Here is a 26,063-nt window from a genome sequence, read left to right on the forward strand (position 1 = left end):
TAACAAATCTTAAAGCATTACCCGGCTAAAAATTTCATAACCTTCTGCGGATCACTTAGAATAGTGTGCTTAATCATTTTATACGAACCAGGAACGACGCCATGAGCAAGTCTGAAAACCTCTACAGTGCAGCCCGCGAGCTAATCCCCGGTGGCGTGAACTCGCCAGTACGCGCCTTTACCGGCGTGGGCGGCACGCCGCTGTTTATTGAACGTGCTGACGGCGCGTATCTGTATGATGTCGATGGCAAAGCCTATATCGATTACGTCGGTTCCTGGGGGCCGATGGTTCTCGGACATAACCATCCCGCTATTCGTAACGCGGTCATCGAAGCCGCGCAGCGCGGCCTGAGCTTCGGTGCGCCAACCGAGATGGAAGTGAAAATGGCGGAGCTGGTTACCGAACTGGTGCCGACCATGGACATGGTGCGTATGGTGAACTCCGGTACCGAAGCCACCATGAGCGCCATCCGCCTGGCGCGCGGCTTTACCGGTCGCGACAAAATCATCAAATTCGAAGGCTGCTACCACGGCCATGCGGACTGCCTGCTGGTGAAAGCGGGCTCCGGCGCGCTGACCCTCGGCCAGCCAAACTCGCCTGGCGTACCTGCGGATTTCGCGAAGCACACCCTGACCTGCACCTACAACGATCTGAACACCGTTCGCGCGGCGTTCGAGCAGTATCCGCAGGAGATCGCCTGCATTATCGTTGAACCGGTTGCGGGCAACATGAACTGCATCCCGCCGCAGCCTGACTTCCTGCCGGGCCTGCGCGCGCTGTGCGATGAGTTCGGCGCGCTGCTGATCATCGACGAAGTGATGACCGGCTTCCGCGTGGCGCTGGCGGGTGCTCAGTCTTACTATGACGTTGAGCCGGACCTGACCTGCCTCGGCAAAATCATCGGCGGCGGCATGCCGGTCGGTGCTTTCGGCGGTCGTAAGGACGTGATGGAAGCCCTGGCGCCAACCGGTCCGGTTTACCAGGCGGGCACGCTCTCCGGTAACCCAATTGCCATGGCTGCGGGCTTCGCTTGTCTGACCGAAGTGGCGCAGCCGGGTATTCACGAAACCCTGACGGACCGCACCACGCAGCTGGCAAACGGTCTGCTGGAAGCCGCAGAAGAAGCGGGAATTCCGCTGGTTGTTAACCACGTGGGCGGCATGTTCGGGATTTTCTTCACCGATGCGAAAACCGTAACCCGCTATCAGGACGTTGTGAAGTGCGACGTTGAACGCTTCAAGCGCTTCTTCCACCTAATGCTGGAAGAAGGCGTGTACCTGGCACCGTCCGCGTTCGAAGCGGGCTTTATGTCCGTGGCGCACAGCGAAGAAGATATCAATAACACCATCGACGCGGCGCGTAAGGTGTTTGCGAAGTTGTAAGGTATGCGCTGGGTGAAGCCCTCACCCCAACCCTCTCCCACGGGGAGAGGGAGCAAACACTAAAACGGCAATCCAAGGATTGCCGTTTACTTTTATTACCGACTCTGCTTTCTCAACAGATAGATAAAGTACGGCGCACCGATAAAGGTCGACAGCAGGCCCGCCGGGATCTGATACGGGAACAGCACCATCCTTCCACACCAGTCGGCAAACACCAGAATGACCCCGCCCGTCAGGGCCGACATCACAATATGCGGCATCGTCCGTCGGAAGCCCATCATTCTGGCGATATGCGGCGCCATCAACCCAACAAAGCTTAGCGGGCCGATGGTCATGGTGGCGGTTGCCGTCAGACACGCCGCCAGCAGAAGAAGCGCGACGCGCGTTGGCGTTAGCGCTAAGCCAACCGCACGCGCGGTTTCGCCCCCCAGCGGCAGAATGGTCATCCAGCGACGGCACAGCGGCACAATCGCCAGCAGCACGAGCATAACGCTCCCTGACCAGACAACCTGGCTGGCGGTGGCGTTGTAGGTTGAACCGGAAATCCAGGTGAGGATCTTCGCCATGCGCGGATCGCCGCTCGCCTGCAGCATCATCAGCAGCATAGTAAAGGCGGTGCTGAGCGCCATACCGGCCAGCAGCATGCGGTGCGGAGAAAATCCGCCGCGGCCAGAGGCAATCAGAATAATCATCAGCGTGACCGCCGCACCGATACTCCCGGCAGGCATCAGCCAGCCAAACGCATTGCCCGGTACCAGGAAGAGCATCAGCACCACGCCAAAAGCCGCACCGGAGCTGATCCCCAGCACTTCAGGGCTTGCCATCGGGTTGCCGGTCAGACGCTGAATAATACAGCCCGCCACCGCCAGCATCACCCCGGCAATCAGCGCGGAGAGAATACGCGGCCAGCGCCACTGTAATAGTTCGTTGAGTAAGTCACCCGTTGCCCAGTGCCAGCCTGCGGCATCGCGCCCAAACGCAAGGGCGGTAAACGAGGCGATAAGCAACACCGCCAGACCGGCGAGGCTGAACCACAGCACCGACTGACGTTCAGCGTAGACTTTATCGCCCGCGTCCATCGCTGGAGCGCTGATGCTGCGCAGACGCGGGAGCAGCCACAGCAGCAGCGGTGCACCGATAAGCGCCGTTGCCGACCCGGTAGACACTTCCATCCAGACGCGCGCCAGCCAGAGAATGATCTGATCGGAAAGCCAGAGGATCAGCGCCCCGATCAGCGGCGCCAGCAGGAGGCGTGCCAGAAGACGACGCGCCCCGAGCATTTTCGCCAGCAGCGGCGCAAAGAGGCCAATAAACCCGATAATGCCAACCGCGTTGACCAGCAGAGCACTGAGCACAATCGCCAGCGTGAGCGCCGCCAGGCGAGCCAGCGACAGCGCCAGCCCCAGGTTGCGCGCCACGCCATCGTCCAGCCCCATGAGCGTCAGAGGACGCAGGAGCAGCAGCGTCAGCACCACGCCGCCCGCCAGCTGCGGCCACAGGCGCTGCACAATGCTCCAGTCGGTCTGGGTAAGCGTACCGGTACTCCACAGGAACATGCTTTGCAGCTGATCGTGATGGAACAGCACCAGCAGCTGGTTAATCGCGCCGCAGTAGAGACTGACGACCAGCCCGGCCAGGATAAGCGTTACCGGGGAAAGGCGTTTACCCCAGGCCACGCCAAAGACCAGCGCCCCCACCACGCATGCCCCTGCAAGAGCCGCAAACTGCGCGGTTAACGCCCCGGGTAGCGCCCAGAGCGTGGTTATCGTGATCCCAAGCTGCGCGCCGGTCGCGACGCCAAGCGTGGTCGGCTCTGCCAGCGGGTTACGCAACACCTGCTGGAACAACACGCCCACCAGCCCTAAACCCGCCCCAACCAGCAGTGAAATCGCCAGACGCGGCAGCAGGCTGTAGTGGAAAAGCATCTGCTGAATATTGTCGATATCCGGAGAGGCCAGCGCGGCGCCCCACTGCGCGCGCGGTAACGCCGTCGAGAGATTGAACCCGGTGAACGCCAGCGCGACCAGAAAAAGCAGGGACAACAGCAGCACCGGGAAACGAGCGATACGCGTACTCATGCCTTGCCTCCCAGCGCGTTATCCAGCACGCGGGCAAAATGCATGGCCGAGAGCGTCGCGCCGTAGAACCATACTGCGGGTGCGCGCTGGAAGCGCTTCTCGCGCACAAACGGCATCGCCTGCCAGAGCGGCGTCGCCATCAGGGTTTGCATTTCACGCTCGTTGCCGTGGTCGAAGCACAGCACGTCCACATCGCGAAACGCCGCCAGACGATCGATACCGACGGCGGTACTGCCCCAGAAGGTCATCTCCCCTTCCCAGGCATTGCGAATGCCGAAGCTGTCCAGCACCTCCTGGAACAGACAGTTTTTACCGAAGACCAGCATATGGCGGGCATCCAGCAGCGTCACCATCAGCAGCGGGCGATCGCCCCGGTTGGCAAAGCGCGGCTTCAGGGCGTCAATCAGGGCATCGAATTCATCGAGGTGCTTTTTGGCCTCCGCCTCGCGGTTAAGGAAATGCGCCATCTCGTTAATGGAGTTTTTCGCCACGGTGAGCGGTTTTTTACCGTCGCTGAAGGAAAAACCGCGGCCGGGCGCAATCCGCGCCATGGTCTCTTCTGACGGACCGTAGCCCGCAGACCAGAACAGGAACGACGGTTTCATCTGGGTGAGCAGTTCGAGGTTTGGCTCCGTGCGCAGGCCGATGTCGATCACCGAGTCCGGCAGCTTCGGCTCGTTCACCCAGAGGTTATAGTTAGGAATGTCCGCCACGCCATACGGCGTGACGCCCAGCGCCATCATCAGCTCGACCGGCAGCCACTCCAGCGCCACAATGCGGTGAGGATCGACGGCAGCGCGGGCCGCATTCATTTTAAACAGCAGCGGTGAGAGCGCCAATGCCGTCAGCAGACGACGGCGGCTAAGGAAAATGTTATCCAGCATCAGTACACGAAGCTCACCGGTGCAGCCCCGGCCGGGTGAGGCAGAATACCCATCGGAATACCGTAAATATGTTCCAGCGTTTCGCTGCGCATCAGCTCAGACGGCGTGCCCTGGGCAATCATTTCGCCGCCGCGCAGCGCGACGAGGTAGTCACAGTAGCGCGCCGCCATGTTGATATCGTGCAGGACCGCGATCACCGTCAGGCCACGCTGCTGGCTTAAGCGATGCACCAGCGCCAGCACGTCCACCTGATGGGCGATATCCAGCGCAGAGGTCGGTTCATCCAGCAGCAGGCAGCGGCTGTCCTGCGCCACCAGCATCGCAATCCACGCCCGCTGACGTTCACCGCCGGACAGGCTATCCACCAGTCGATGCGCCAGCGGTTTTAGCCCAACCAGCGCAATCGCCTCTTCCACTTTCTCCCGGTCGGCGACGCCGAAGCGGCCAAGCGCCCCGTGCCATGGATAACGCCCGATCGCCACCAGCTCGCGCACCGTCATCCCTTCCGCCTGCGGCAGCTGCTGCGGCAGATAGGCCACTTTGCGGGCAAAGGCTTTACTGCTCCAGCTCTCCAGCGGCCGATCGTCCAGCAGAATATCGCCTTCTGAAGGCGGCTGGTGGCGTCCCAGCATCTTGAGAAGCGTGGATTTACCGGAGCCGTTGTGACCAATCAGGCCCGTCACTTTACCGGCAGGGAACGTCAGAGAGAGCGGATGCAGCAGGGTGCGCCCGGGTACGCGAAAGGAGAGATGATTGAGCGTAAAGGTGGTGTCGGATTGCGTTTTATTATCCTGCATGTCAGCCAACTTAAATAAAAAGGGCACGGCGAACCGTGCCCAAAAAGCGATTAGAAGCGGAAGGTCGCGGTGGCAACAACCTGACGTTCAGCACCCCAGAAGCAACCGTAGGTATTGAAGCAGCTGGCGACGTACTCGCGATCGAACAGGTTGTTCACATGCAGCGCGACGTTAGAGCCTGCCATGCCAACGCGAGCAAGATCGTATCTGACCAGCGCATCCACCACGGTGTAGCTGCCCACCGTGAAGGAGTTCGCCGCATCGCCTTTGCTGGAGCCGGTGTAACGCACGCCGGTACCCAGCGTCAGACCAGACAGCGCACCATCATACAGGGTGTAATCGCCCCACAGGGACGCCATGTGCTTTGGCACCTGAGCAGGCGTGTTGCCTTTGTAGTTGGTGTCCGTAGTGTACTCGGCATCGGTATAGGTATAAGAACCGACAACGTTCACGCTGGCAGATAACGCCGCTTTGGCTTCCAGCTCTACGCCACGGGCGCGGATCTCGCCGCCTTCAACGGAGAAGAAGGAGCCCGCAGGGTCGGCCATCAGGTTGTTGGTTTTAGTCAGCTGATATACCGCACCGGTGATAACGATCGGACGATCGTTAGGCACATATTTCACGCCAGCTTCGTACTGTTTGCCTTTAGACGGCGAGAACAGTTTACCCTGTGCATCGGTCTGCGAAGCCGGTTCAAACGATTCGCTGTAGCTGAAGTACGGGGTTACACCGTTATCAAACAGATAGTTAACGCCACCGCGCCAGGTGAACTGGGTGTCATCACGTTTGGAGGTGGTGTTCAACACGCGGTTATATGATTCCTGATCGGCCCAGTCATAGCGACCACCAAGCGTCACCAGCACTTTATCCCACTGCGCCTGGTCCTGTACGTAGAGCCCCGTCTGTTTCTGACGGTTGAGGATCTGATACGGGCCGGAGGTAGCAGGATCTTTCGAACCGAAATCAAAATCGCTGTTTACCGGGTTATAGAGATCCAGCAACGGAACAGAATCGTCGTAGCCGAACCAGGAGTTGATGTCGTTACGCATACGCATAAAGTCAACGCCGGTCAGCAGGACGTGGTCCACCTCACCGGTAGAAAATTTGCTCTGCAGCTGGGTATCAACGGTGAAGTTTTGCAGTTTTTCGTTATCGACGACGTATTTACGCGCCAGATAATGGCCTTTGTCTGCAGGGGCTAACGCGGCACACTGCTTGTTCCCGCTGTTTGCCGGGTCGGTACATACGCCATAGCCGTAAACGCTGTTTTGCGAGGTTTTATTCTCGGCAAAACGCAGGTTCTGACGTACGGTGAAAGTATCGTTAAATTCGTGGTCGAAGCTGTATCCCACCATTTTCTGGTTACGGGAATAGGTGTTGTTCTTCGCGCCTTCGTTGAAGTCAGTCGGCAGACGATCGCCGTTTGGCAGCGGATCGACCGTCCCCTCTTTTGGCAGCCAGCCGTAGTAGCCGGTTTCAGGCTCGTTCTGGAAATAGGAAAGGAACGTAAAGGTGGTTTTTTCATCCGGACGCCAGGAGAACGATGGCGCGATGGCGTAACGCTGTTCGCCTTTACCTTCCTGCTGGGAATTGTTCGAACGCGCAACGCCCGTCAGACGGTATGAGTAAACGCCGTCATCATCGATCGCATCGCTAAAGTCAAAGCCGGTCTGGAACAGGCTGTCCGTACCCGCTTTGAACTGGATCTCCTTCAGCGGCTCGGTCGTTGGGCGCTTGCTGACCATGTTCAGCAAACCGCCTGGGCTGCTTTTGCCGTACAGAACGGAAACCGGGCCGCGCATGATCTCGGCGCGCTCCAGCATGTACGGGTCAATTACCGCGTCGTTGTAGAAGTTCCCCTGCATTTTCATGCCGTCGAGGTAGTTGTTTTGCGTCTGACCATCGGCCGCAAAACCGCGAATAACCAGATAATCATAGGTGTTGGACGCACCGCGCGTACCTACCGCAACGCCCGGCGTGTAGCTCAGGGCTTCTTTCACCGAGCGCGGCTGGTGCAGCGCCATCTCTTCGGCCGTCACCACAGAAATAGACTGCGGAACCTTCTGGATTGGCGTGTCTGTTTTCGTACCGGTGGCGGACTGTCTCGCAGCGATAGTCGCAGCTGGCCCCCAGGCACTCTCCTGGGCAGCAGGTGCTGCGGTTACCGTAATGGTTTCTTCTTTTTTCGGGGTTTCAGCAGCATGTGCGTAAGCAGACATGCCGGCAACAGCTGTGGCTACGACAACCGCGACTTTACGCAGCGACGTGTTAATTGGCTGAGCAGTATTGGAAAGCGCCATGTTTATCTCTGATGGAAAAGTGAATGATAACGTAAACGAGAATTATTATTATGACCGCAGAATAATATGCGAAACGCTGGTTGCATAGCAAGCAGTAAGCGGCCCTACAAGATTTAAGGGTTTAAGAATTAACCAGATGAAAACAGGGGGTTAATAATTTTAGCGAAATGATCGTTAAAGCCCGCCAGAGCGGGCAGGATGGATTAGCGGTAAAAGACTTCGAACGTCGCGACAGAGTCGATTTTGCCGGCTTTAACCTCCCCCGTTTTGATGTAGCGGGCCTTGAGCGGAATGTCGACAGGGACTTTGTCCTGCGTGCTGGTTATCGCCGTGTAGTTCTGATCGAACTGCAGTACCGTATTATTCTGGTCAAGGATCTGTATGCCGACGCCAGCGGCGGCAGAGTCTCCGGCAGCAATACCTAAAATATTGCCGTTCGTCACCCCCGTCGAGCCCGCGCTGGTGAACTGATAATCGACCTTTGTTCCCGCCGCACAGTCGGTGATTTCAATCTTGAAACTGTCGTCGGTAAGAATATCCGAGTATTGCCCGTTAAAGTCCTGCGTATTGACCGTTTTCAGCGGCACATAGATGTTTCGGTCGACCAGATTACAGGTGTTGGTCGTAATGTGAACGCTGGTGGGGGAAAATCGCATTTCACCGATTACCGCGTTGCCCAGAATATCCATTGAGGTTAAACGCGAGGTATCGAGATATCCCTCCTGGATATCACCCGTCACCACCAGCTGTGCGGCGGCACGAAATACAGATGTACTCTGCGAAGAGCCGTGGGTCGATCCCAGATAGCGAATAGGCCGGACAATATTCTCCTCGTTGTAGCTGGGTAAGCGCTCGTTCGACGAAGCCGCGCGGATGCCAATTCCCGGCACGTTGGTCTGATAAACCCCAGACATAACATCTTCGCGCGCATCGGTATCCGCGAGATAAAGGTATCCGCGCCGAATTTGCGCTTCACCGTAACACTCTACCGTCACCTCTTTACTTTCAACGCTACCATCATAAATCACGGTGCCGACGGGCGTGTCGGGCTGGACAACAATCACCGGAGGAAGTTGAAACGTCACCACGGCGTCCACGTCAGAACTGCCGTTAAAGGTACATTCTGCACGGGCTGAATGGAAAAAGACGCCCGCCAGCAGAAGCAGCACGGGTGAAAGGAACGTGTTGAATGAACGGCGTAGATTCATGAAATACCTCTGTTAATGGCAGTTGACCGTTGCTTTGACGATCCCGGCAGCGCTCTGTGAAGGAATATCCAGCGTCCCCTGACACTGCCGATCGCGCGCTTCCCCCCACTGCACGCTAAACGTGGTGTTGCCGGACAGCCCCGTCAGGTAAACCTCACCGTCATCACCCACGATTGCCGTGGCGTTATCCAGCGCTACGACGGCACCAAACGGCACGGGTTTGCCAGCGTAGAGCAAAGTCACCAGCGCGCGTCGTCCAACGCGCGCATCGAAGGTGGCGTGCAGCGCAGCGCCTTTCGTCGGGACGAGATCCTTCGTCGCCGCGTCGATATCAATATCTTCCCGGTCCTGAGTGTTGACCGTAATGACGTTGTGCCGGTAGGCCGTCAGAGAGGGAACGATCGCATTACCAAACCGATCGGTTGAAATGCCGCGCCCGTTTTGCACTTTGACATTATCGCCATCTTTAATGTGCACGATGGCGAAGGCGTCGCGCACGGGTTGCCCCAGCGTCACGCCATGCTCGTGGGCAACGATTGATCCCTGAGCGCTGTAGTTCCACTGCCGATTGTTACCACCGTAGCTGTACCCCATCCCCACTTCACCGGAAGCGCCGCGATAACGCCCGGACAGGCTGCCACCGTAGCCCGTATCCTGGCTGGCGTAGGTCTGCTGGAGGTTATAGCTCAGCTTGTTGTCTTCAAGAGCAGTACCGCCTATCCCGACCTGATGCGAGACAAACCCACCGCTGGCGGTGTTAGCACTGTAGGTTGCCCAGGCATCAGGCAGCCACCTGGATAAGGGAACGTTAACGGTTAACGCCATTTGCCGGTCGGTATCGGCATCTGGCGTGCGGGTCAGGTTGTAGCTTATCGACCAGGTGATATTGCGCCAGCTGGAGCTCAGCCCCGCGCTGACGCTACGTTCGTGGCCGTCCATATCCCAGTAATCCTGCTGATAGCCGTTGAGATAGGCCGAACCCCAGTCTGAAATACGCTGGGAAAGGTTGAGCTGCATGCGGCTACGGCGGTTGTTGGTTCTGCGGTAGGTATAAATGCCGTCATCGATCTCGCCGTCACGCCGATCGATCGCTTCCTGAAAGGTATAAAAGCCCGACGTGGAGTAGCGATAGCTGGCAAGCGTCACGGTCGTATCCGTGTCGGGAATATCTTTTGAATACTGAGCCCGCCAGGATAAACCGCTGGCATCGTCACGTCCGTCATCAAACGCGGTTCGCGCGGCGGTGAGATCGACAGATGCCGAGCCGAAATGCCCCAGGTCAGCGCCGAGCCCCAGCAGCAGCGCATGATAAAGGGATGCATCCAGCGCGCCGGTATACGCCGTGACGCCGTAAGGCAGACCATAGATGGCCGTGCCTTGCGCAAAGGTGGGTTCATCTTCACCTTCATTACCGCGATAGCGCCCTGCTGCGAGTGAATACTTAAAACCGCCTTCCCGCTGCAACACCGGCACCGACGCGCTGGCCTGGATGAAGCTATGCTCGCTGCCGTCCGCCTCTTCGACGGTCACTTCCAGATCGGCGCCGGATGTTACCTGGCTTAAATCGCGGATCTCAAACGGCCCCGGCGAGACGTTTGTTTGATAGATGGTGTAGCCGTTTTGCTTGATAGTGACTTTCGCATCGCTATTAGCAATACCGCGCACGACAGGTGCAAAGCCCTGCTGGCTGACAGGCAGCATAGAAGTATCCGTTTCCAGCTTCACGCCGGTCATCTGGACGCTGTCAAAAAGCTCACCGTTGGTATACGTCTGGCCAATCTCAAGCTGGCTTTTCAGCGTTTTGATGTCGCGTTGTAACGTGCTGGCAATGGCCTCCCATCCGGACGCGTCGCTCCAGGTGCTATTATTCCGCAGCCGCCACGCCCCAAGGTTAATCCCGGACTCCAGGCCAAGCCAGGTCGAAGAGGTTTTGCCCGAACTGTAGTGCTGCTGAGAACCGCTGAGTTGATAGCTTGTCCAGGCGGCAGGCGCGCCGTCATCCCAGAATTTTGGAAGTATCGCGCCCGCGGCAGCGCGATCGCGATACGCCTGCGGGATGACCAGCGTCAGGGTCTGGTCATCCTGATTGTATTCATAACGGGCATTTTCAATAAAATGGGAGATATCGCGGACGTAAGCGCCGTCATCCAGATCTTTTAAGTCCGGGATCGTGTCGACTTTCACGCCGTAATCACGCAGATCCGCTTTCGTCAACTCCGGCAGCAGGCGCTGTTTATCGTCAGACAGCACGAAAGCGATGGGACGTTTATCCACAACATCCCGATCCCACATGACTGTCGTGAGGTAGCTTCCAGCGAGTAACCCGTTATCATTGATGAAGTTTTTTAGCGTAGAGGTATTTTCGAGCGGCGTATCCAGTTCAAGGATCCGCAGGTTAAATTCGTCATCGGCACTTGCAGGCTGGATCGCGGCGAGCAGCGCCAGCGCGATCCCGGACAGTACCTGTTTGTGAAGCAGAGATGACGACATAAAATACCAACATGATTATTTAAAGAGCCTGCTTGCGCTGCGGGGTTTGTCCACCGAAATCATTGATTGCCGTCCAGGTCACCGCGCCCTTAGCTGATGCAGATAACGCGAAACGCTGCTCGCTGAACGGTGCCACCATCATTGAAATGGCGCCTGGCGTGGTTTTGGTCTCTTTCACCGGCACACTTTTCCCTCCAACGGCCAGCTCGCCAAACGAGACATAAAACGGCGTCGGGTTGTTTGCGATCAGCGTGTCACCCTGGCGATGGAAGGTGATTTTTTCGTAAGCGCTCAGCGCATCGGTTTCTTTCAGCTGAGCGGGACGCCAGAAAAGTTTGAGGCGCGTTTTCATCGCAAACTGCAGCGTATTTTTCTCTTTCAGCTCAGGCGAAAGTGCCGAAACGGATTTAACGTTTGCTAAAAATAGAGATTCGCGGTCCGCTGGCAGACTTTTTTTATCGCCGGTAAAAATAACGTGCAAAAGGGTTTGACGATTTTCCTGCAATTTGTAAACAGGAGGCGTAATAATGAATGGCGCTTTTGCATCGTTGGGATAACTGACCCAGCTTTGCACCAGATAACGTGTATGCGGATCTTTATTTTTAAGTGCTATCTGAACTTCTGATTTATTCGATGGATAAATAATTCGCGTACCACCGAGAACAACGCTTGCCTGTACTGAGCAGCAGGAAATAATTAAACAACCACATAACAATTTAAATAAAGTCTTCATACAATGTTCCAAAAAGGCAGCCGTTCAGGCTGCCAGTCATTGCTTAGCGATAGACAACCTCGAATGTTGCAGAGGAGGAGTAATGGCCCGCGGTTGGCGCGGTATCACCTACCTGAATCACTTTCGCGGTGTAGTTAAAGACAGAAGCCGTTGCCCCGGTCGCGTCGTTATTCACATCGGTACCCGCATCCGGTATTGAACCATCGAAAATAACATCGCCTTTTGAGCCGTTATCATTGCTGACGATAATACCCACGTTGGTCGCATTGCCTGCGCCAGTCAGATCGTTCTTCAAGCGCTTGTTCGCGGCGTCTGTTGTCGTGCCGCTGAACTTGAGGTTGAGTTTAGCGACCAGCGGGTCACATTTTTTCACTTCAATCTTAAAGGCTTTTGAGGTGCCAACCGTACCGTCAGCGCCAAAATCCGAAGGATAGGTATCTGCGAAAGTGACGGTAGAAGAGTTAGTCCCTGTGCCATCAACGTTAATTTCGCAGGTATCGGCAACAATTTTCCCGGCGAAATTCACCGTACCGGAATCATTGGATGCAAATACAGGCAGAGACAGCGCGGCCATAATGCTTCCGGCTAATAACGAAGAAACAACGTACTTATTCATAATAATATCCTTATATTTGATGATAGAGGCATCCATTCTCGCTACAAATATTTTGCGTCAGAATGTTATCCAACATGTTACGCCATTGGCTCGAAAGAAATATTCTTTGAACCCGTGAATTTCTTGAGGAGATTACATCAGATTTTTCTTCATTATGTCCAGAGAGGGCAATGACTCGTGATACACTATTCATTCCAAGCGCATGTTTTAAATGAAAAATAGATAAACTTAAAAATTCTTAATTTGAGATTTAATTTTTTTAATAAATTACAAAGTGTAAAAGGCAAAAAAAAGCCGCTTAAATATAAAGCGGCTTTTTTATTCAGGAAATTAATTAGTTCCCGCCAAACATGTCCTTGATCCAGCCGGCGACGCCATCGCTGTCTTTCTTCTCGTTCTGCTGCTGGGCCGGTTGTTGCTGCGGCTGCTGCGGCTGAGAAGATTGATCGAACGGGTTACCCGTTGGCTGTTCAGGCTGGCTCTGCTGGCACAGTGAGTCCGGGTTGGTCGTCCAGACCGGCAGGGTACGCATCCCGCCGCCGCAGACAAAGTTACCGGAACCATCCACGCCCATATCGACGATATCTTCCGGCGCGACCAGATTCAGCGGCACAGGAGACTGGTTCGCCAGGTAGCGCTGGTAAATCGACATCGCCCCGCTCGCCCCGTACAGTTTGGTCGGCTGGTTGTTGTCACGGCCTACCCAGGTGATCACCACTTCACGGCCATCAATACCGGCAAACCATGTATCGACGTTGTTGTTGGTGGTCCCGGTTTTACCCGCCAGATGCAGACCTGGATACTTCGCCCCCAGCTGGCGACCGGTGCCGCGCTGCACAACCTGCTGCATCGTCCACAGCGTCATATAGGCCGCCTGCGCAGGAACGGCACGTTCAGCCTGCGGGAAGCTCTGATACAGCACGGAGCCATCTTCGGCAATCACCGAACGCAGGGCAGAGAGCGGTGCGCGGTTCCCGCCGCTGGCAATGGTCTGGAATGCCTGCGCCACTTCGATCGGCGTCAGGTTAAGCGCCCCCAGAATCATCGCCGGAACAGGGTGCAGCTGATCTTTTGGTACGCCCAGCTTCTGCCAGGTGTCGACAATGGCCGGCAGACCCAGCGCCATACCGAGGTTAACCGTGGGTACGTTCATGGAGCGGGTTAACGCATCCACCAGCATCACCTGACCGCTGAACTGTTTATCATCGTTCTGCGGTGACCAGACCTGGCCGTTAGGCTGACGCAGGGAGATTGGCGCATCGGCAATCCAGGTGTTCAGTCGATACAGATTCGGCTGGCTCAGCGCGGTGAGATAGGTCGCCGGTTTTGCCAGAGAACCAATCGAACGACGCGCCTGCATTGCACGGTTGTAGCCCGCATACTGCGGCTCGGCGCCGCCCACCATCGCGCGCACTTCGCCGGTGTTACGGTCAACCACCACCATCGCGGTTTCCAGATCGCTCAGCTTGCGCTGTTTCTTCAGCGCCGGGATCCCTTCAACTGCCGCTTTTTCTGCTGCGTCCTGGGCTACCGAGTCAAAGGTGGTGAAGATCTTCACGCCGGAGAGATCTTTGACCTTATCCCCGAGCTTGCTTTGCAGCTCCTGACGCACCATCTGCATGAAGGCAGGCTGCGGTGAGATCACTCCACCGCGCGGCTGCACGCCCAGCGGACGTGCGCTCAGCATGTCGTACAGTTCCTGGTCAATCACCTGCTGCTGTTGCAGCAGACGCAGCACCAGGTTACGACGCTCCAGCGCCAGTTTCGGGTTGCGCCACGGGTTGTAAATCGACGCCCCTTTCACCATGCCCACCAGCAGCGCCTGCTGGTCAAGGCTGAGCTCTTCCACCGGACGGCCAAAGTAGTACAGGCTCGCCAGCGGGAAGCCACGGATTTCGTTATCGCCGCTCTGGCCGAGGTACACCTCGTTCATGTACAGCTCAAGGATACGATCCTTGCTGTAGCGCGCGTCCATCAGCACGGCCATGTATGCTTCGTTGGCTTTACGCCAGTAAGAACGCTCGCTGGAGAGGAACAGGTTCTTCACCAGCTGCTGGGTCAGCGTACTTGCCCCCTGCACGGTACGGCCCGCAGTCAGGTTCGCCAGTACCGCACGGCCGATGGAGTAGAGGCTGATGCCATCATGCTCGTAGAAGTGGCGGTCTTCGGTTGCCAGCAGGGTATCCACCAGCAGGTCCGGGAAGCCGTTGCGGGCGACGAACAGACGCTGTTCGCCGTTCGCCGACGACAGCATAGTGATCAGGCGCGGATCGAGACGGAAGAAACCGAACTGGCGGTTATTGTCCATGTTCTCGATGGTTTCCAGCCGATCGCCGTCAAAGGTCAGACGCGCGCGCACCTGCCCCTCTTTGCTGTCCGGGAAGTCAAACGGACGACGGATCATCTCAATGCTTTTCGCCTGCACCGTAAATTCACCAGGACGCGTCATCTTCGTGACCTGACGATACTGCGTAGCCTGCAGCAGCTTCACCATCTCGTTCTTGCTGATGGACATATCCGGCTCAAGGTTCACCATACGGCCATAGACCGCCGCAGGCAGCTGCCAGACTTTGCCGTCAATACGGCTGCGGATCTTTTGGTCCAGATAAACGCCGTAGATCGCGATCAGCACGACAAAAACAATAAACAGCTTCAGCAGCAGCCAGAACCAGCCGCGCTTGCCCCGAGGCTTACGCCCTTTGCCTTTTCCTTTACGCGGCATCGGTTCTTCATCCTCATAATCGTCTTCATAGTCATCGTCATAGTCCTCATCTCTGAGGCGACGACGGCTTACCTTTTCTTTCGCCGGACGCGCGGGCTTTCCCTTACGTCCTATTGGCTCGCGGTCATTCCCCGCCATGCTTTTTCTCCGCAACTTTCAGGCGCAAAGGCCAGATTTTCTTTTCTTCCACAGGCCTGTGAAAGAAGAAATCTCTCAAAATAAACAGCAAGACTTTCCTGTCAGGAAAGTCTTTAGTGTTTTCTCCCTCTCCCCGTGGGAGAGGGCCGGGGTGAGGGCATCAGACCGCACTCATCTAGCCGCACTCCCCTTTCACGAATACTTCTTCGTGCGCCGCGTTGGCGCCGTATTCGCCGGATCGTCCGGCCAGACGTGTTTGGGGTAGCGCCCTTTCATCTCTTTCTGCACTTCACGGTAGCTTCCCGCCCAGAACGCCCCCAGATCGCGGGTGATCTGCAACGGGCGATGCGCAGGCGAGAGCAGCTCAAGCACCAACGGCATCCGCCCTTCCGCAATAGACGGCGTGGTTGCCTCACCAAACATCTCCTGCATCCGAACCGCCAGCACCGGAGGATTATCCTCATGATAACGAATGGCAATCCGGCTCCCGGTGGGCACAGTGTAATGCCCAGGAAGCTCACTATCCAGACGTTGACGTAATGACCAGTCCAGTAAATTCTGTAACGCGGTCTTAACATCAAGCGCCTTAAGGGCGCGCAGAGAGTGCACGCCGCTCATTTGTGGCAATAACCAGTGCTCCAGCGTGGCCAGCAGCGTCTCATCATCCACCGCTGGCCAGCCGTACTCCGGCAGCCAACGCGCGGCGCAGTGCAGACGAATGCGATACTGTTCGGCCTCCGGCGTCCAGTTCAGCACGCCCAGCCCTTTTTCCCGGATGCCGTTCAGCATTGCCTGGTGTAACTCTTCTTCCGACGGCTTCGCCAGCGGTTTCGTCCCGAGGATCAGTTTGCCAATCTGGCTACGGCGAAACGCCTTTAGCGTCCCCTGGGCCTCATCCCATTCCACGATGTCCGATTGCTGGAGCAGCTGCGGGCAGGTACGCGTCAGGACATCTATGTCCACGGCAATCGCCTGTAAAATACGGGCATCAGGAGACTGGCTGCCCTGCAGCAGGAGCGGCGCGATCAGCCATTCATGCCGCGTCAGGGCATCATCGCTGTCCAGCATCGCCCCCATGCCGTTTGCCAGCTGGTAGCGACCATCCAGCCCGCGGCGGCGCGCAATCCTGTCCGGGAAGGCCAGCGCCAGCAGGGAGGCAATCTTATCGCCGTCGGGTGAACCGCCCCGGCAGTTCAGGCGTTTGCACAGCTGCTGCGCCCGCTGCTGCCAGTTTCCCTGATTGCGCGAAAACGCCTGCCCCAGATCGCTGCTGCCTCCACGCGGCGGCTCCTCAAGAATAGCCGCCAGTTTCGCCGCCGTGGCAGTTTCATCTTCGCCCTGCGCGGCAACCAGCATCGCCGCCAGACGCGGATCGTTGCCCAGCGCCGCCATTTTCTGACCGCGCGCCGTCAGACGTTCATCTTCCAGCGCGCCAAGCTGGGTTAGCAGGCTGCGCGCGGCGGCGAGATTCACGACTGGTGGCGGATTAAGCCAGGTGAGCTGTTCAGGGTTCGGGCAGCCCCACTGCAGGAGATCCATCACCAGCCCGGAGAGATCGCTTTGTAAAATCTCCGGCGTGCTTTGCTGTGCCGCGCGTTCAGCCTGCTCCGCGCTGGTCAAATGCAGGCAAATTCCCGGCTCAAGACGCCCCGCACGGCCCGCGCGCTGCACCATTGACGCCTGGCTGATGCGCTGCGTCAGCAGTTTCGTCAGCCCGGTGCGCGGATCAAAGCTCGCCACCCTCTCCTGCGCGCTATCCACCACCAGGCGAATGCCTTCGATGGTCAAACTGGTTTCGGCAATGTTGGTTGCCAGCACCACTTTACGCTGCCCCGCCGGGGCGGGAAGGATGGCTTTACGCTGCTCGGTCAACGGCAGGGCGCCATAGAGCGGGCAAAGCAGTACGTCACTGCCCACCCTGGAGGCCAGCCGCTCCTGCACGCGCTGAATCTCCCCCACGCCGGGCAAAAACAGCAGCAGCGAACCGGGCTCCTGGCGAAGAAGGTCAGCAGTGGCAACAGCCACCGCTTCGTCAAAGCGCTGATGAGCAGGAAGCGGCTGATAGCGCCGCTCAACAGGAAATGCCCGCCCTTCTGAGCTGATGACCGGCGCATCGGGTAATACCTGTCGTAGCCGCTCGTTATCCAGCGTCGCCGACATAATCAGCAGCCGCAGATCGTCGCGCAGCCCCTGCTGAACGTCGAGCAACAGCGCGAGGGCCAGATCGGCCTGCAGGCTGCGCTCGTGGAATTCATCCAGGATCACCAGCCCGACGCCGTTCAGCTCCGGGTCGTTTTGCAGCATGCGGGTGAGAATGCCCTCGGTGACCACCTCAAGACGCGTGGACGGGCCGACGCAGGTTTCGGCGCGCATCCGGTAGCCTACCGTTTCACCCGGTTTTTCATTCAGCAGTTCCGCCAGGCGCTGCGCTACGTTGCGCGCGGCCAGCCTGCGCGGCTCCAGCAGGATGATTTTTCCGGCAATCTTCCCCTCTTTGAGGATCTGCAACGGCAGCCAGGTAGATTTACCCGCCCCCGTAGGCGCGTTAAGCAAAACCTGCGGGGCATGTTGTAAGGCAGCGAGAAGCTCAGGAAGGACGACGGCGACCGGCAATGAGGACACTAACAGCTCCAGAGGGTTAACATTAGTCGGCGTACATTGTAGCATCGGCGCATATCATTACCGAGTCCCCCCGTATGTCTGAGTCGAAACGGCTGTTTTTTGCCATTGAATTGCCCACTACCCTACAGCGGCAAATCGTTCGCTGGCGCGCGGAACATTTTCCGCCGGAAGCGGGCCGGCCCGTTGCGGCGGCAAACCTGCACCTGACGCTGGCCTTTTTGGGTGACGTGAGCGCCGAAAAACAGCGGGCGTTAGCCGCCATGGCCGGGCGAATTTCTCAGCCACCGTTCACGCTGCATCTCGACGACGCGGGTCAGTGGCTGCGTTCGCGCGTCGTCTGGCTGGGCACGCGCCAGCCGCCGCGCGGGTTGTTACAGCTCGCCAATATGCTTCGCGCGCAGGCAGCGCGCAGCGGCTGTTACCAAAGCCCGCAGCCGTTTCATCCGCACATCACGTTGCTGCGCGATGCCGGTCAGGCCGTTGCCATTCCGCCACCGGGCTTTCGCTGGGCTTTTCCGGTAAATGAATTCGCGCTTTATGAATCCGTCTTTGCACAGGGACGCACCCGCTACAAGCCTCTACAGCGCTGGACGCTGGGCGACACCACAAGGAACTCTGATGAAGTTTAGTCCTGCACTCCAGTCCGCCACGCTGATCCAACGCTACAAACGCTTCCTCGCGGACGTGGTGACGCCGGAAGGCGAAGAGCTTACCCTGCACTGCCCCAACACCGGCGCAATGACCGGATGCGCCGCGCCGGGTGACACGGTCTGGTATTCCACTTCAGAAAATACTAAACGCAAATATCCCCATACCTGGGAAATAACCGAAACGCAAAACGGGGCGTTTATTTGTGTTAATACCCTGCGTGCAAATCAGCTGGTTAAGGAAGCGCTGACTAATGGCACCATTCCCGAACTGGTGGGTTACGGTACGCATAAAACAGAAGTGAAATATGGCGATGAAGGCAGCAGAATTGACTTCATGTTACAGGCGGAAGACCGGCCTGAGTGCTATATTGAAGTAAAATCAGTGACGTTAGCGGAACAGGAAAATGGCTTCTTTCCGGATGCGGTAACGCTACGCGGGCAGAAGCATCTGCGAGAGCTAATGAGTGTTGCGGCGGCGGGCAAACGCGCCGTATTGCTGTTTGCGGTGTTGCATACAGCGATTGAACGGTTTTCCCCTGCCCGCCATATCGATCCTAAATACGCACAACTGTTGAATGAGGCACAAAAGCAGGGGGTAGAGGTTTTAGCTTATAAAGCGGAACTTTCTGCCGATAATATGACTCTGAGATCGTCTCTTCCCATTGTCTTATAAGGGATTAGACGATTGATGAATAAGTGTTCTGGCCGCGTGCGCAAATACGCTTTTCCTCACAGGCTTGTCAAGTGTTACGTTTAGATAATTGCCATACGGAAAAGCATCTGCTATTTATAGCGACCTGATTTTTCCCCCAACACGGGGATCGATAGTGCGTGTTAAGGAGAAGCAACATGCAAGAAGGGCAAAACCGTAAAACATCGTCCCTGAGTATTCTCGCCATCGCTGGGGTGGAGCCGTATCAAGAGAAGCCGGGCGAAGAGTATATGAACGAAGCCCAGCTGTCGCACTTCAAGCGTATTCTTGAAGCATGGCGTAATCAACTCAGGGATGAAGTGGATCGCACCGTTTCGCATATGCAGGATGAAGCTGCTAACTTCCCGGATCCGGTAGACCGTGCCGCTCAGGAAGAAGAGTTCAGCCTCGAACTGCGTAACCGTGACCGCGAACGCAAACTGATCAAAAAGATCGAGAAAACGCTGAAAAAAGTCGAAGACGAAGATTTTGGCTACTGCGAATCCTGCGGTGTTGAAATCGGTATTCGTCGCCTGGAAGCGCGTCCAACCGCCGATCTGTGCATCGACTGTAAAACGCTGGCCGAAATCCGCGAAAAACAGATGGCCGGCTAACGCCAGCGCTGTTTATACACTCCAAAGGCGGGAGTCTCTCCCGCCTTGTTACTGTTGATATGTCTGAATCACACTATATTGGGCGCTTCGCGCCATCTCCTTCCGGTGAATTACACTTCGGCTCATTAATTGCCGCGCTCGGCAGCTACCTGCAGGCTCGCGCCAGTCAGGGCAAATGGCTCGTCCGCATCGAAGATATTGACCCTCCGCGTGAAGTTCCCGGTGCTGCAGACACCATTCTGCGTCAGCTGGAACATTACGGTCTTCACTGGGACGGCGACGTTCTGTGGCAGTCACAGCGTCATGAAGCCTATCGGGAACGCCTGGCCTGGCTCAGCGCTCAGGGGCTCTCTTATAACTGCACCTGTACCCGCGCGCGTATTCAGGGCGTGGGAGGAGTTTATGACGGCCACTGCCGCACGCTGAATCTTCCCCCAGAAAATGCCGCCGTACGCTTGCTACAGCGTGCGCCAGTCACCCGCTTCCACGATCGGCTCTGCGGTGAGATTCAGGCGGAAAAACGTCTGGCATGTGAAGATTTTATTATTCATCGTCGTGATGGTCTGTTTGCGTATAACCTGGCGGTGGTCGTTGACGATCGTTTCCAGGGCGTCACGGAAATTGTGCGCGGGGCGGACCTGGTCGAACCGACCGTACGGCAAATCTCGCTTTATCATCAGTTTGGCTGGACGGCGCCGGATTACATTCATCTGCCGCTGGCGGTCAATGCGCAGGGCGTTAAGCTCTCCAAGCAGAACCACGCCCCGGCCCTGCCAGACGGCGATCCGCGTCCTGTTTTGATCGACGCGCTGCGATTTCTCAACCAGAATGTAACCAACGAATGGCAGGATCTGCGCATTGACGAACTGCTGAAAATGGCCGTTGCCAACTGGACGCTCGCGGCAGTGCCAAAAATCCAGCATTCTCAAATGCGTTGCGCTGAGCTATGATTAGCCGCTTTTTTCATAACAAAACACACTACGAGGTGTACCATTTTTACCCGAGTCGCTAATTTTTGCCGTAAAGTGCTAAGCCGCGAAGAGAGCATGGCGAACGACGCTATTGCACAGCCACACATGTCGGTTATTCCGCGTGAGCAGCACAATATTTCCCGCAAAGATATCAGTGAAAATGCCCTCAAGGTGCTCTATCGTCTGAATAAAGCGGGCTACGAGGCCTATCTCGTTGGCGGTGGGGTGCGTGATTTACTGCTGGGCAAAAAACCGAAAGATTTCGACGTGACGACCAGCGCCACGCCCGAGCAGGTGCGTAAATTATTCCGTAACTGCCGTCTCGTTGGCCGCCGTTTCCGTCTGGCTCACGTGATGTTTGGGCCGGAAATCATCGAAGTGGCGACCTTCCGCGGCCACCACGAAGCGGGCGCATCCGATCGCACCACGTCACAGCGCGGCCAGAACGGCATGCTGCTGCGCGACAATATCTTCGGCTCTATCGAAGAAGATGCCCAACGCCGCGACTTCACCATCAACAGCCTTTATTACAGCGTGGCGGATTTCACCGTGCGCGATTACGTCGGCGGCATGCAGGACCTGAAAGAGGGTCTGATCCGCCTGATCGGCACGCCGGAAACGCGCTATCGCGAAGATCCGGTGCGCATGCTGCGCGCCGTGCGTTTTGCCGCCAAGCTGAACATGCGCATCAGCCCGGAGACCGCAGAGCCGATCCCGCGTCTGGCGACGCTGATTAACGACGTGCCACCTGCCCGCCTGTTTGAAGAGGCGCTGAAGCTGCTGCAGGCCGGCTACGGGTTTGAAACCTACAATCTGCTGCGCGAATACAACCTGTTCCAGCCGCTGTTCCCGACCATTACCCGGTACTTCACCGAAAACGGTGACAGCCCAATGGAGCGCATGATTGCGCAGGTGCTGAAAAATACCGACACCCGCATCCATAACGATATGCGCGTGAACCCGGCGTTCCTGTTTGCGGCGATGTTCTGGTACCCGCTGCTGGAAACGGCTCAAAGAATCACCCAGGAGAGCGGCCTCGCCTATTACGATGCCTTTGCGCTGGCCGCGAACGACGTGCTGGACGAAGGGTGCCGCACGCTGGCAATCCCGAAACGTATTACCACGCTGGTGCGCGACATCTGGCAGCTTCAGCTGCGCATGTCCCGCCGCCAGGGCAAACGCGCCTGGAAGCTGATGGAGCATCCAAAGTTCCGCGCCGCCTTCGACCTGCTGTCGCTGCGTGCGGAAACTGAACGCAATCAGGAGCTGCAGCGCCTGGCGCAGTGGTGGGCTGAATTCCAGGTTTCCGCCCCGCCGGAGCAAAAAGATATGCTGACCGGGCTGGATGAAGAGCCAGCCCCGCGTCGCCGTCATCGTCGTCCGCGCAAACGCGCGCCGCGTCGTGAAGGTACGGCATGACACTCGCGTATATCGCCATCGGCAGCAATTTAGCCTCTCCGCTGGAGCAGGTTAACGCTGCCGTACAGGCGCTGGGCGAGATCCCGCAAAGCCGGATCGTGGCGGTATCCTCGTTTTACCGCACGCCGCCGCTCGGCCCGCAGGATCAGCCTGATTATCTGAACGCCGCCGTGGTGCTGGAAACGTCCCTCGATGCCGACACGCTGCTGGACAACACTCAGCGCATCGAACTGCAGCAGGGGCGGGTTCGCAAAGCCGAACGCTGGGGACCTCGCACGCTTGATCTTGATATTATGCTGTTCGGCCATGAGGTGATTAACACTGAACGCCTCACCGTACCGCATTACGACATGAAAAACCGTGGTTTTATGCTCTGGCCGCTCTTTGAAGTGGCACCCGATCTTACTTTCCCGGAAGGCATCCCGCTCAAGGCCGTTCTGGACAACCTCGGCGCGGAAAGACCCGCTCGCTGGTGAGCCTCTTCCCTCACCGGTTGACCTCAGAATAATTGTGGTTAATCGGTTGCCTAAAATCATTGTTCCCTCGAATGTTACTGTTAGAATGCGCAAAGATTCGCTTTTGGGCTATCAGGAAACAGTATGAAACCAACCACCATCTCCTTACTGCAGAAATGCAAACAGGAAAAAAAACGCTTCGCCACCATCACCGCGTATGACTACAGCTTCGCAAAACTGTTTGCTGAAGAGGGTATCAACGTCATGCTGGTCGGAGATTCGTTAGGGATGACGGTACAAGGACATGATTCCACCCTGCCGGTCACGGTCGAAGATATTGCATATCACACCCGTGCGGTGCGCCGCGGTGCGCCGACCTGCCTTCTGCTTTCCGACCTGCCGTTTATGGCCTACGCCACGCCAGAGCAGGCATTTGAAAATGCGGCGGCGGTGATGCGCGCGGGCGCTAACATGGTCAAAATTGAGGGCGGCGCCTGGCTGGTGGAGACGGTGAAAATGCTCACCGAGCGCGCCGTGCCGGTGTGCGGTCATTTGGGCCTGACCCCGCAGTCCGTCAACATCTTTGGCGGGTATAAGGTGCAGGGCCGCGGCGACGCAGCGCAGACGCTGTTTGAGGATGCCCTGGCGCTGGAAGCCGCCGGCGCACAGCTGCTGGTGCTGGAGTGCGTGCCGGTTGAGCTGGCGAAACGCATCACCGACGCGCTCTCCATTCCGGTGATTGGTATTGGCGCCGGCAATGTCACTGACGGGCAGATTCTGGTGATGCACGACGCCTTTGGTATTACCGGCGGGCATATCCCGAAATTTGCCAAAAATTTCCTCACTGAAGCGGGCGACATGCGCGCTGCGGTCAGGCAGTATATTGCCGACGTTGAATCCGGTGTTTACCCGGGTGAAGAACACAGTTTCCATTAAGGAGTCTCGTTGTGCTAATCATTGAAACCCTGCCGCTGCTTCGCCAGCATATTCGTCGCGCGCGTCAGGAAGGTAAACGTATCGCACTGGTCCCGACCATGGGTAACCTGCATGACGGCCATATGAAGCTGGTGGACGAAGCAAAAGCCCGCGCAGATATCGTGGTGGTCAGTATCTTCGTTAACCCTATGCAGTTTGACCGCGCCGACGATCTGGCGCGCTATCCGCGCACCCTGCAGGAAGATTGCGAGAAGCTTAAAAAGCGCCACGCGGACATCGTCTTCTCACCGGCCCCGGCGGATATCTACCCGCAGGGCACCGACGAAGCGACGTACGTTGATGTCCCCGGCATTTCTACCATGCTGGAAGGAGCAAGCCGTCCGGGCCACTTCCGCGGCGTCTCCACCATCGTCAGCAAGCTGTTTAACCTGGTGCAGCCGGACGTTGCCTGCTTCGGTGAGAAAGATTTCCAGCAGCTGGCGCTGATCCGCAAGATGGTTGCCGATATGGGATACGATATTGAGATCGTCGGCGTACCGATTGTGCGTGCGAAAGACGGTCTGGCGCTCAGCTCCCGCAACGGCTACCTGACCGCTGACCAGCGCAAGATCGCGCCGGGCTTAAGCAAGGTCATGAACGCCATGGCGGAACAGCTGCTGGCGAAAGAGCTGGCAGCAGAAGAGATCGTCGCCCTTGCAGAGCAGGCGCTGAACGACAAAGGCTTCCGCGCTGACGACATTCAAATCCGCGACGCTGATACCCTGCTTGAACTGACGCAGACCAGCAAACGCGCGGTAATTCTGGTGGCGGCATGGCTCGGCCAGGCACGCCTTATCGACAATAAAGTGGTTGAGCTGGCGTAGTTCTTCACCCTGGATAATTAAAGGTAAACGTAATGATTCGCAAAATGCTGCAAGGTAAGCTTCACCGTGTGAAAGTCACCCAGGCCGACCTGCACTATGAAGGCTCCTGCGCCATTGACCAGGATTTCCTCGACGCGGCGGGTATTCTTGAAAACGAAGCGATTGATATCTGGAACGTGAACAACGGCAAACGCTTCTCTACCTACGCCATCGCCGCCGAGCGCGGGTCCAAAATCATCTCCGTTAACGGCGCGGCGGCGCACTGTGCGGACGTGGGTGATATCGTGATCATCGCCAGCTTCGTGATGATGTCTGACGAAGAAGCGCGTCGCTGGCAGCCAAAAGTGGCCTATTTTGAAGGCGACAACGACATGAAGCGCACTGCGAAGGCGATTCCTGTTCAGGTAGCCTGAATCTCTATTGGGCTGGATAATTTATTCAGCCCAACAATTCACATGAATTATACCCCTCCCACATTAATTTAACTTACATTCAGAAACATACCTCTATTAATCATTCGCTTCCCGTATTAAACAACCCCTTATCTTGCTTTTTTCCAACGTGAATCATATCCTCACCAAATACATCAAAATAAAATACGCATAAAAATTCATGAGCAAATATCGCTTCACTCACAATTATTTCTTGCGTAATGTTTACTAACAAAACCACACTTCCTTCAGGCAAATCGAACATCGCACGAAATTACTAGCTGATATTAAAGAGATTTTCCGCAAGACTAATTATCTTCAACATCATCAAAAATAACTTCAGTTAAACTACAAAATCATTCAAGCACTTCTTAATATATTTTGCCTAAAAAGAATATTATATTCACCTCGCTTTATCTCTAAGCGCGAAAAATTAAGCTTTTTTCTAATAACGAATAAATGGATGTTATAGATATGTTTAAGAAAACTATTCTGGCTACTGCTGTAGCTGTAATGGCAATGGGTTCTGTATCAGTAATGGCTGCGGATGTTGGCCTGATCACCTTTGATGGCGCAGTAACGGATACCACCTGCGTTGTTACTACCAATAACGGCGTAGAAGCAAACAACGTTACCGTTACCCTGCCAGTTGTAAAAGTATCTGATGTTGAAGGCACCACTGTTGATAAAGGTGTTGGTTCTAAAGAGTTCGAACTTCACCTGAGCGAGTGCCCGGATACCCTGACCAAAGCGACGGCGACCTTCTCCTCTCAGCAGTTCGCTGAACTGACCAACGGTACTCTGAAAGCTGACCCAACTGTAGCGGGTCACGCTGACAACGTTAGCCTGGCGCTCTATAACAACACTTCTGCAAGCTCCGATCGCGTTCTGATCGGCCAGCCAGGTAACGACACTCAGGAAGCTACTCTGACTTCAGGCGAAGGCACCCTGGCTTACCGCGTTGCGTACGTTCCAAGCGCTGACTGGGTGAAAGGCACCAATGATGTTTCTTCTGGTAAGGTCAGCAGCAACGTTACCTTCACCATGAGCTACAAATAATCAA

The 26,063-nt window shown here is 56.5% G+C and carries 22 protein-coding genes; 11 read left to right on the top strand and 11 right to left on the bottom strand.

Going from position 1 to position 26,063, the window contains the following annotated elements; translation table 11 throughout:
- The first annotated feature begins 101 nt into the window (after positions 1-101).
- Complete coding sequence (hemL, locus tag OSH03_RS12800; protein ID WP_151413521.1) at positions 102-1,382, top strand: glutamate-1-semialdehyde 2,1-aminomutase; 1,281 nt, start codon at positions 102-104, stop codon at positions 1,380-1,382.
- A 95-nt stretch (positions 1,383-1,477) separates the two neighbouring features.
- Here hemL and fhuB read toward each other — a convergent pair whose 3' ends face one another.
- The 10 genes from fhuB to hrpB form a co-directional block, all read right to left on the bottom strand.
- Complete coding sequence (fhuB, locus tag OSH03_RS12805; RefSeq protein ID WP_266179233.1) at positions 1,478-3,460, bottom strand: Fe(3+)-hydroxamate ABC transporter permease FhuB; 1,983 nt, start codon at positions 3,458-3,460, stop codon at positions 1,478-1,480.
- Entirely contained in the window at positions 3,457-4,344 is an 888-nt protein-coding gene (gene fhuD / locus OSH03_RS12810; RefSeq protein ID WP_266179234.1) for a Fe(3+)-hydroxamate ABC transporter substrate-binding protein FhuD, read from the bottom strand. The genes fhuB and fhuD overlap by 4 nt, the downstream gene beginning before the upstream one ends.
- A complete protein-coding gene (gene fhuC / locus OSH03_RS12815) occupies positions 4,344-5,141 on the bottom strand; it encodes a Fe3+-hydroxamate ABC transporter ATP-binding protein FhuC (protein WP_061099180.1) in 798 nt (265 codons plus the stop codon). The genes fhuD and fhuC overlap by 1 nt, the downstream gene beginning before the upstream one ends.
- Positions 5,142-5,191: 50 nt before the next feature.
- Positions 5,192-7,441, bottom strand: coding sequence for a ferrichrome porin FhuA (gene fhuA, locus OSH03_RS12820; protein ID WP_266179235.1), 2,250 nt, complete (start codon positions 7,439-7,441; stop codon positions 5,192-5,194).
- 203 nt (positions 7,442-7,644) lie between these two features.
- On the bottom strand, positions 7,645-8,649 hold the full coding sequence (locus tag OSH03_RS12825) for a fimbrial protein (RefSeq protein WP_266179236.1): 1,005 nt from the start codon (positions 8,647-8,649) through the stop codon (positions 7,645-7,647).
- 12 nt (positions 8,650-8,661) lie between these two features.
- Positions 8,662-11,139 carry a fimbria/pilus outer membrane usher protein gene (locus tag OSH03_RS12830; protein ID WP_266179237.1) on the bottom strand — a complete coding sequence of 826 codons (2,478 nt, stop codon included), beginning with the start codon at positions 11,137-11,139 and terminating at the stop codon, positions 8,662-8,664.
- Between the two features lie 19 nt (positions 11,140-11,158).
- Entirely contained in the window at positions 11,159-11,872 is a 714-nt protein-coding gene (locus tag OSH03_RS12835) for a fimbrial biogenesis chaperone (protein WP_151413517.1), read from the bottom strand.
- A gap of 43 nt (positions 11,873-11,915) precedes the next feature.
- Complete coding sequence (locus OSH03_RS12840) at positions 11,916-12,524, bottom strand: fimbrial protein (protein WP_266179238.1); 609 nt, start codon at positions 12,522-12,524, stop codon at positions 11,916-11,918.
- Positions 12,525-12,822: 298 nt separating this feature from the next.
- Entirely contained in the window at positions 12,823-15,348 is a 2,526-nt protein-coding gene (gene mrcB / locus OSH03_RS12845; protein ID WP_061099185.1) for a bifunctional glycosyl transferase/transpeptidase, read from the bottom strand.
- A gap of 192 nt (positions 15,349-15,540) precedes the next feature.
- On the bottom strand, positions 15,541-17,970 hold the full coding sequence (gene hrpB, locus OSH03_RS12850) for an ATP-dependent helicase HrpB (RefSeq protein WP_266179239.1): 2,430 nt from the start codon (positions 17,968-17,970) through the stop codon (positions 15,541-15,543).
- Between the two features lie 74 nt (positions 17,971-18,044).
- Between hrpB and thpR the strand changes: the two genes are divergently transcribed.
- The 9 genes from thpR to panD all read left to right on the top strand — a co-directional run bounded on the left by thpR (position 18,045) and on the right by panD (position 24,982).
- Complete coding sequence (gene thpR / locus OSH03_RS12855) at positions 18,045-18,599, top strand: RNA 2',3'-cyclic phosphodiesterase (RefSeq protein WP_266179240.1); 555 nt, start codon at positions 18,045-18,047, stop codon at positions 18,597-18,599.
- On the top strand, positions 18,589-19,293 hold the full coding sequence (gene sfsA, locus OSH03_RS12860) for a DNA/RNA nuclease SfsA (protein WP_151413515.1): 705 nt from the start codon (positions 18,589-18,591) through the stop codon (positions 19,291-19,293). The genes thpR and sfsA overlap by 11 nt, the downstream gene beginning before the upstream one ends.
- Positions 19,294-19,469: 176 nt before the next feature.
- The gene (dksA, locus tag OSH03_RS12865) at positions 19,470-19,925 is read left to right on the top strand and encodes an RNA polymerase-binding protein DksA (protein ID WP_013095632.1); all 456 of its coding nucleotides are present in this window, start codon (positions 19,470-19,472) and stop codon (positions 19,923-19,925) included.
- 59 nt (positions 19,926-19,984) lie between these two features.
- Entirely contained in the window at positions 19,985-20,875 is an 891-nt protein-coding gene (gene gluQRS, locus OSH03_RS12870) for a tRNA glutamyl-Q(34) synthetase GluQRS (protein ID WP_266179241.1), read from the top strand.
- A gap of 42 nt (positions 20,876-20,917) precedes the next feature.
- Entirely contained in the window at positions 20,918-22,315 is a 1,398-nt protein-coding gene (pcnB, locus tag OSH03_RS12875; RefSeq protein ID WP_028015552.1) for a polynucleotide adenylyltransferase PcnB, read from the top strand.
- Positions 22,312-22,791: a 2-amino-4-hydroxy-6-hydroxymethyldihydropteridine diphosphokinase gene (gene folK, locus OSH03_RS12880; protein ID WP_266179242.1), complete on the top strand. Its 480-nt coding sequence runs from the start codon at positions 22,312-22,314 to the stop codon at positions 22,789-22,791. Before pcnB ends, folK begins: the two co-directional genes overlap by 4 nt.
- 123 nt (positions 22,792-22,914) lie before the next feature.
- Positions 22,915-23,706: a 3-methyl-2-oxobutanoate hydroxymethyltransferase gene (panB, locus tag OSH03_RS12885; protein ID WP_061099192.1), complete on the top strand. Its 792-nt coding sequence runs from the start codon at positions 22,915-22,917 to the stop codon at positions 23,704-23,706.
- An 11-nt stretch (positions 23,707-23,717) separates the two neighbouring features.
- Complete coding sequence (gene panC / locus OSH03_RS12890) at positions 23,718-24,569, top strand: pantoate--beta-alanine ligase (RefSeq protein ID WP_266179243.1); 852 nt, start codon at positions 23,718-23,720, stop codon at positions 24,567-24,569.
- Positions 24,570-24,601: 32 nt separating this feature from the next.
- Positions 24,602-24,982 (top strand): aspartate 1-decarboxylase, encoded by a 381-nt coding sequence (panD, locus tag OSH03_RS12895; RefSeq protein ID WP_006810068.1) that lies wholly within the window; start codon positions 24,602-24,604, stop codon positions 24,980-24,982.
- Between the two features lie 100 nt (positions 24,983-25,082).
- On the opposite strand, the gene OSH03_RS12900 is transcribed toward panD, so the two are convergent.
- Positions 25,083-25,235 carry a hypothetical protein gene (locus OSH03_RS12900; protein WP_266179244.1) on the bottom strand — a complete coding sequence of 51 codons (153 nt, stop codon included), beginning with the start codon at positions 25,233-25,235 and terminating at the stop codon, positions 25,083-25,085.
- A gap of 239 nt (positions 25,236-25,474) precedes the next feature.
- Here OSH03_RS12900 and OSH03_RS12905 point away from each other — a divergent pair, with 239 nt between their 5' ends.
- Positions 25,475-26,059 carry a fimbrial protein gene (locus OSH03_RS12905; RefSeq protein ID WP_266179245.1) on the top strand — a complete coding sequence of 195 codons (585 nt, stop codon included), beginning with the start codon at positions 25,475-25,477 and terminating at the stop codon, positions 26,057-26,059.
- The last annotated feature ends 4 nt before the right edge of the window (positions 26,060-26,063 follow it).

It is taken from the genome of Enterobacter nematophilus, assembly GCF_026344075.1.
GTDB lineage: Bacteria > Pseudomonadota > Gammaproteobacteria > Enterobacterales > Enterobacteriaceae > Enterobacter > Enterobacter nematophilus.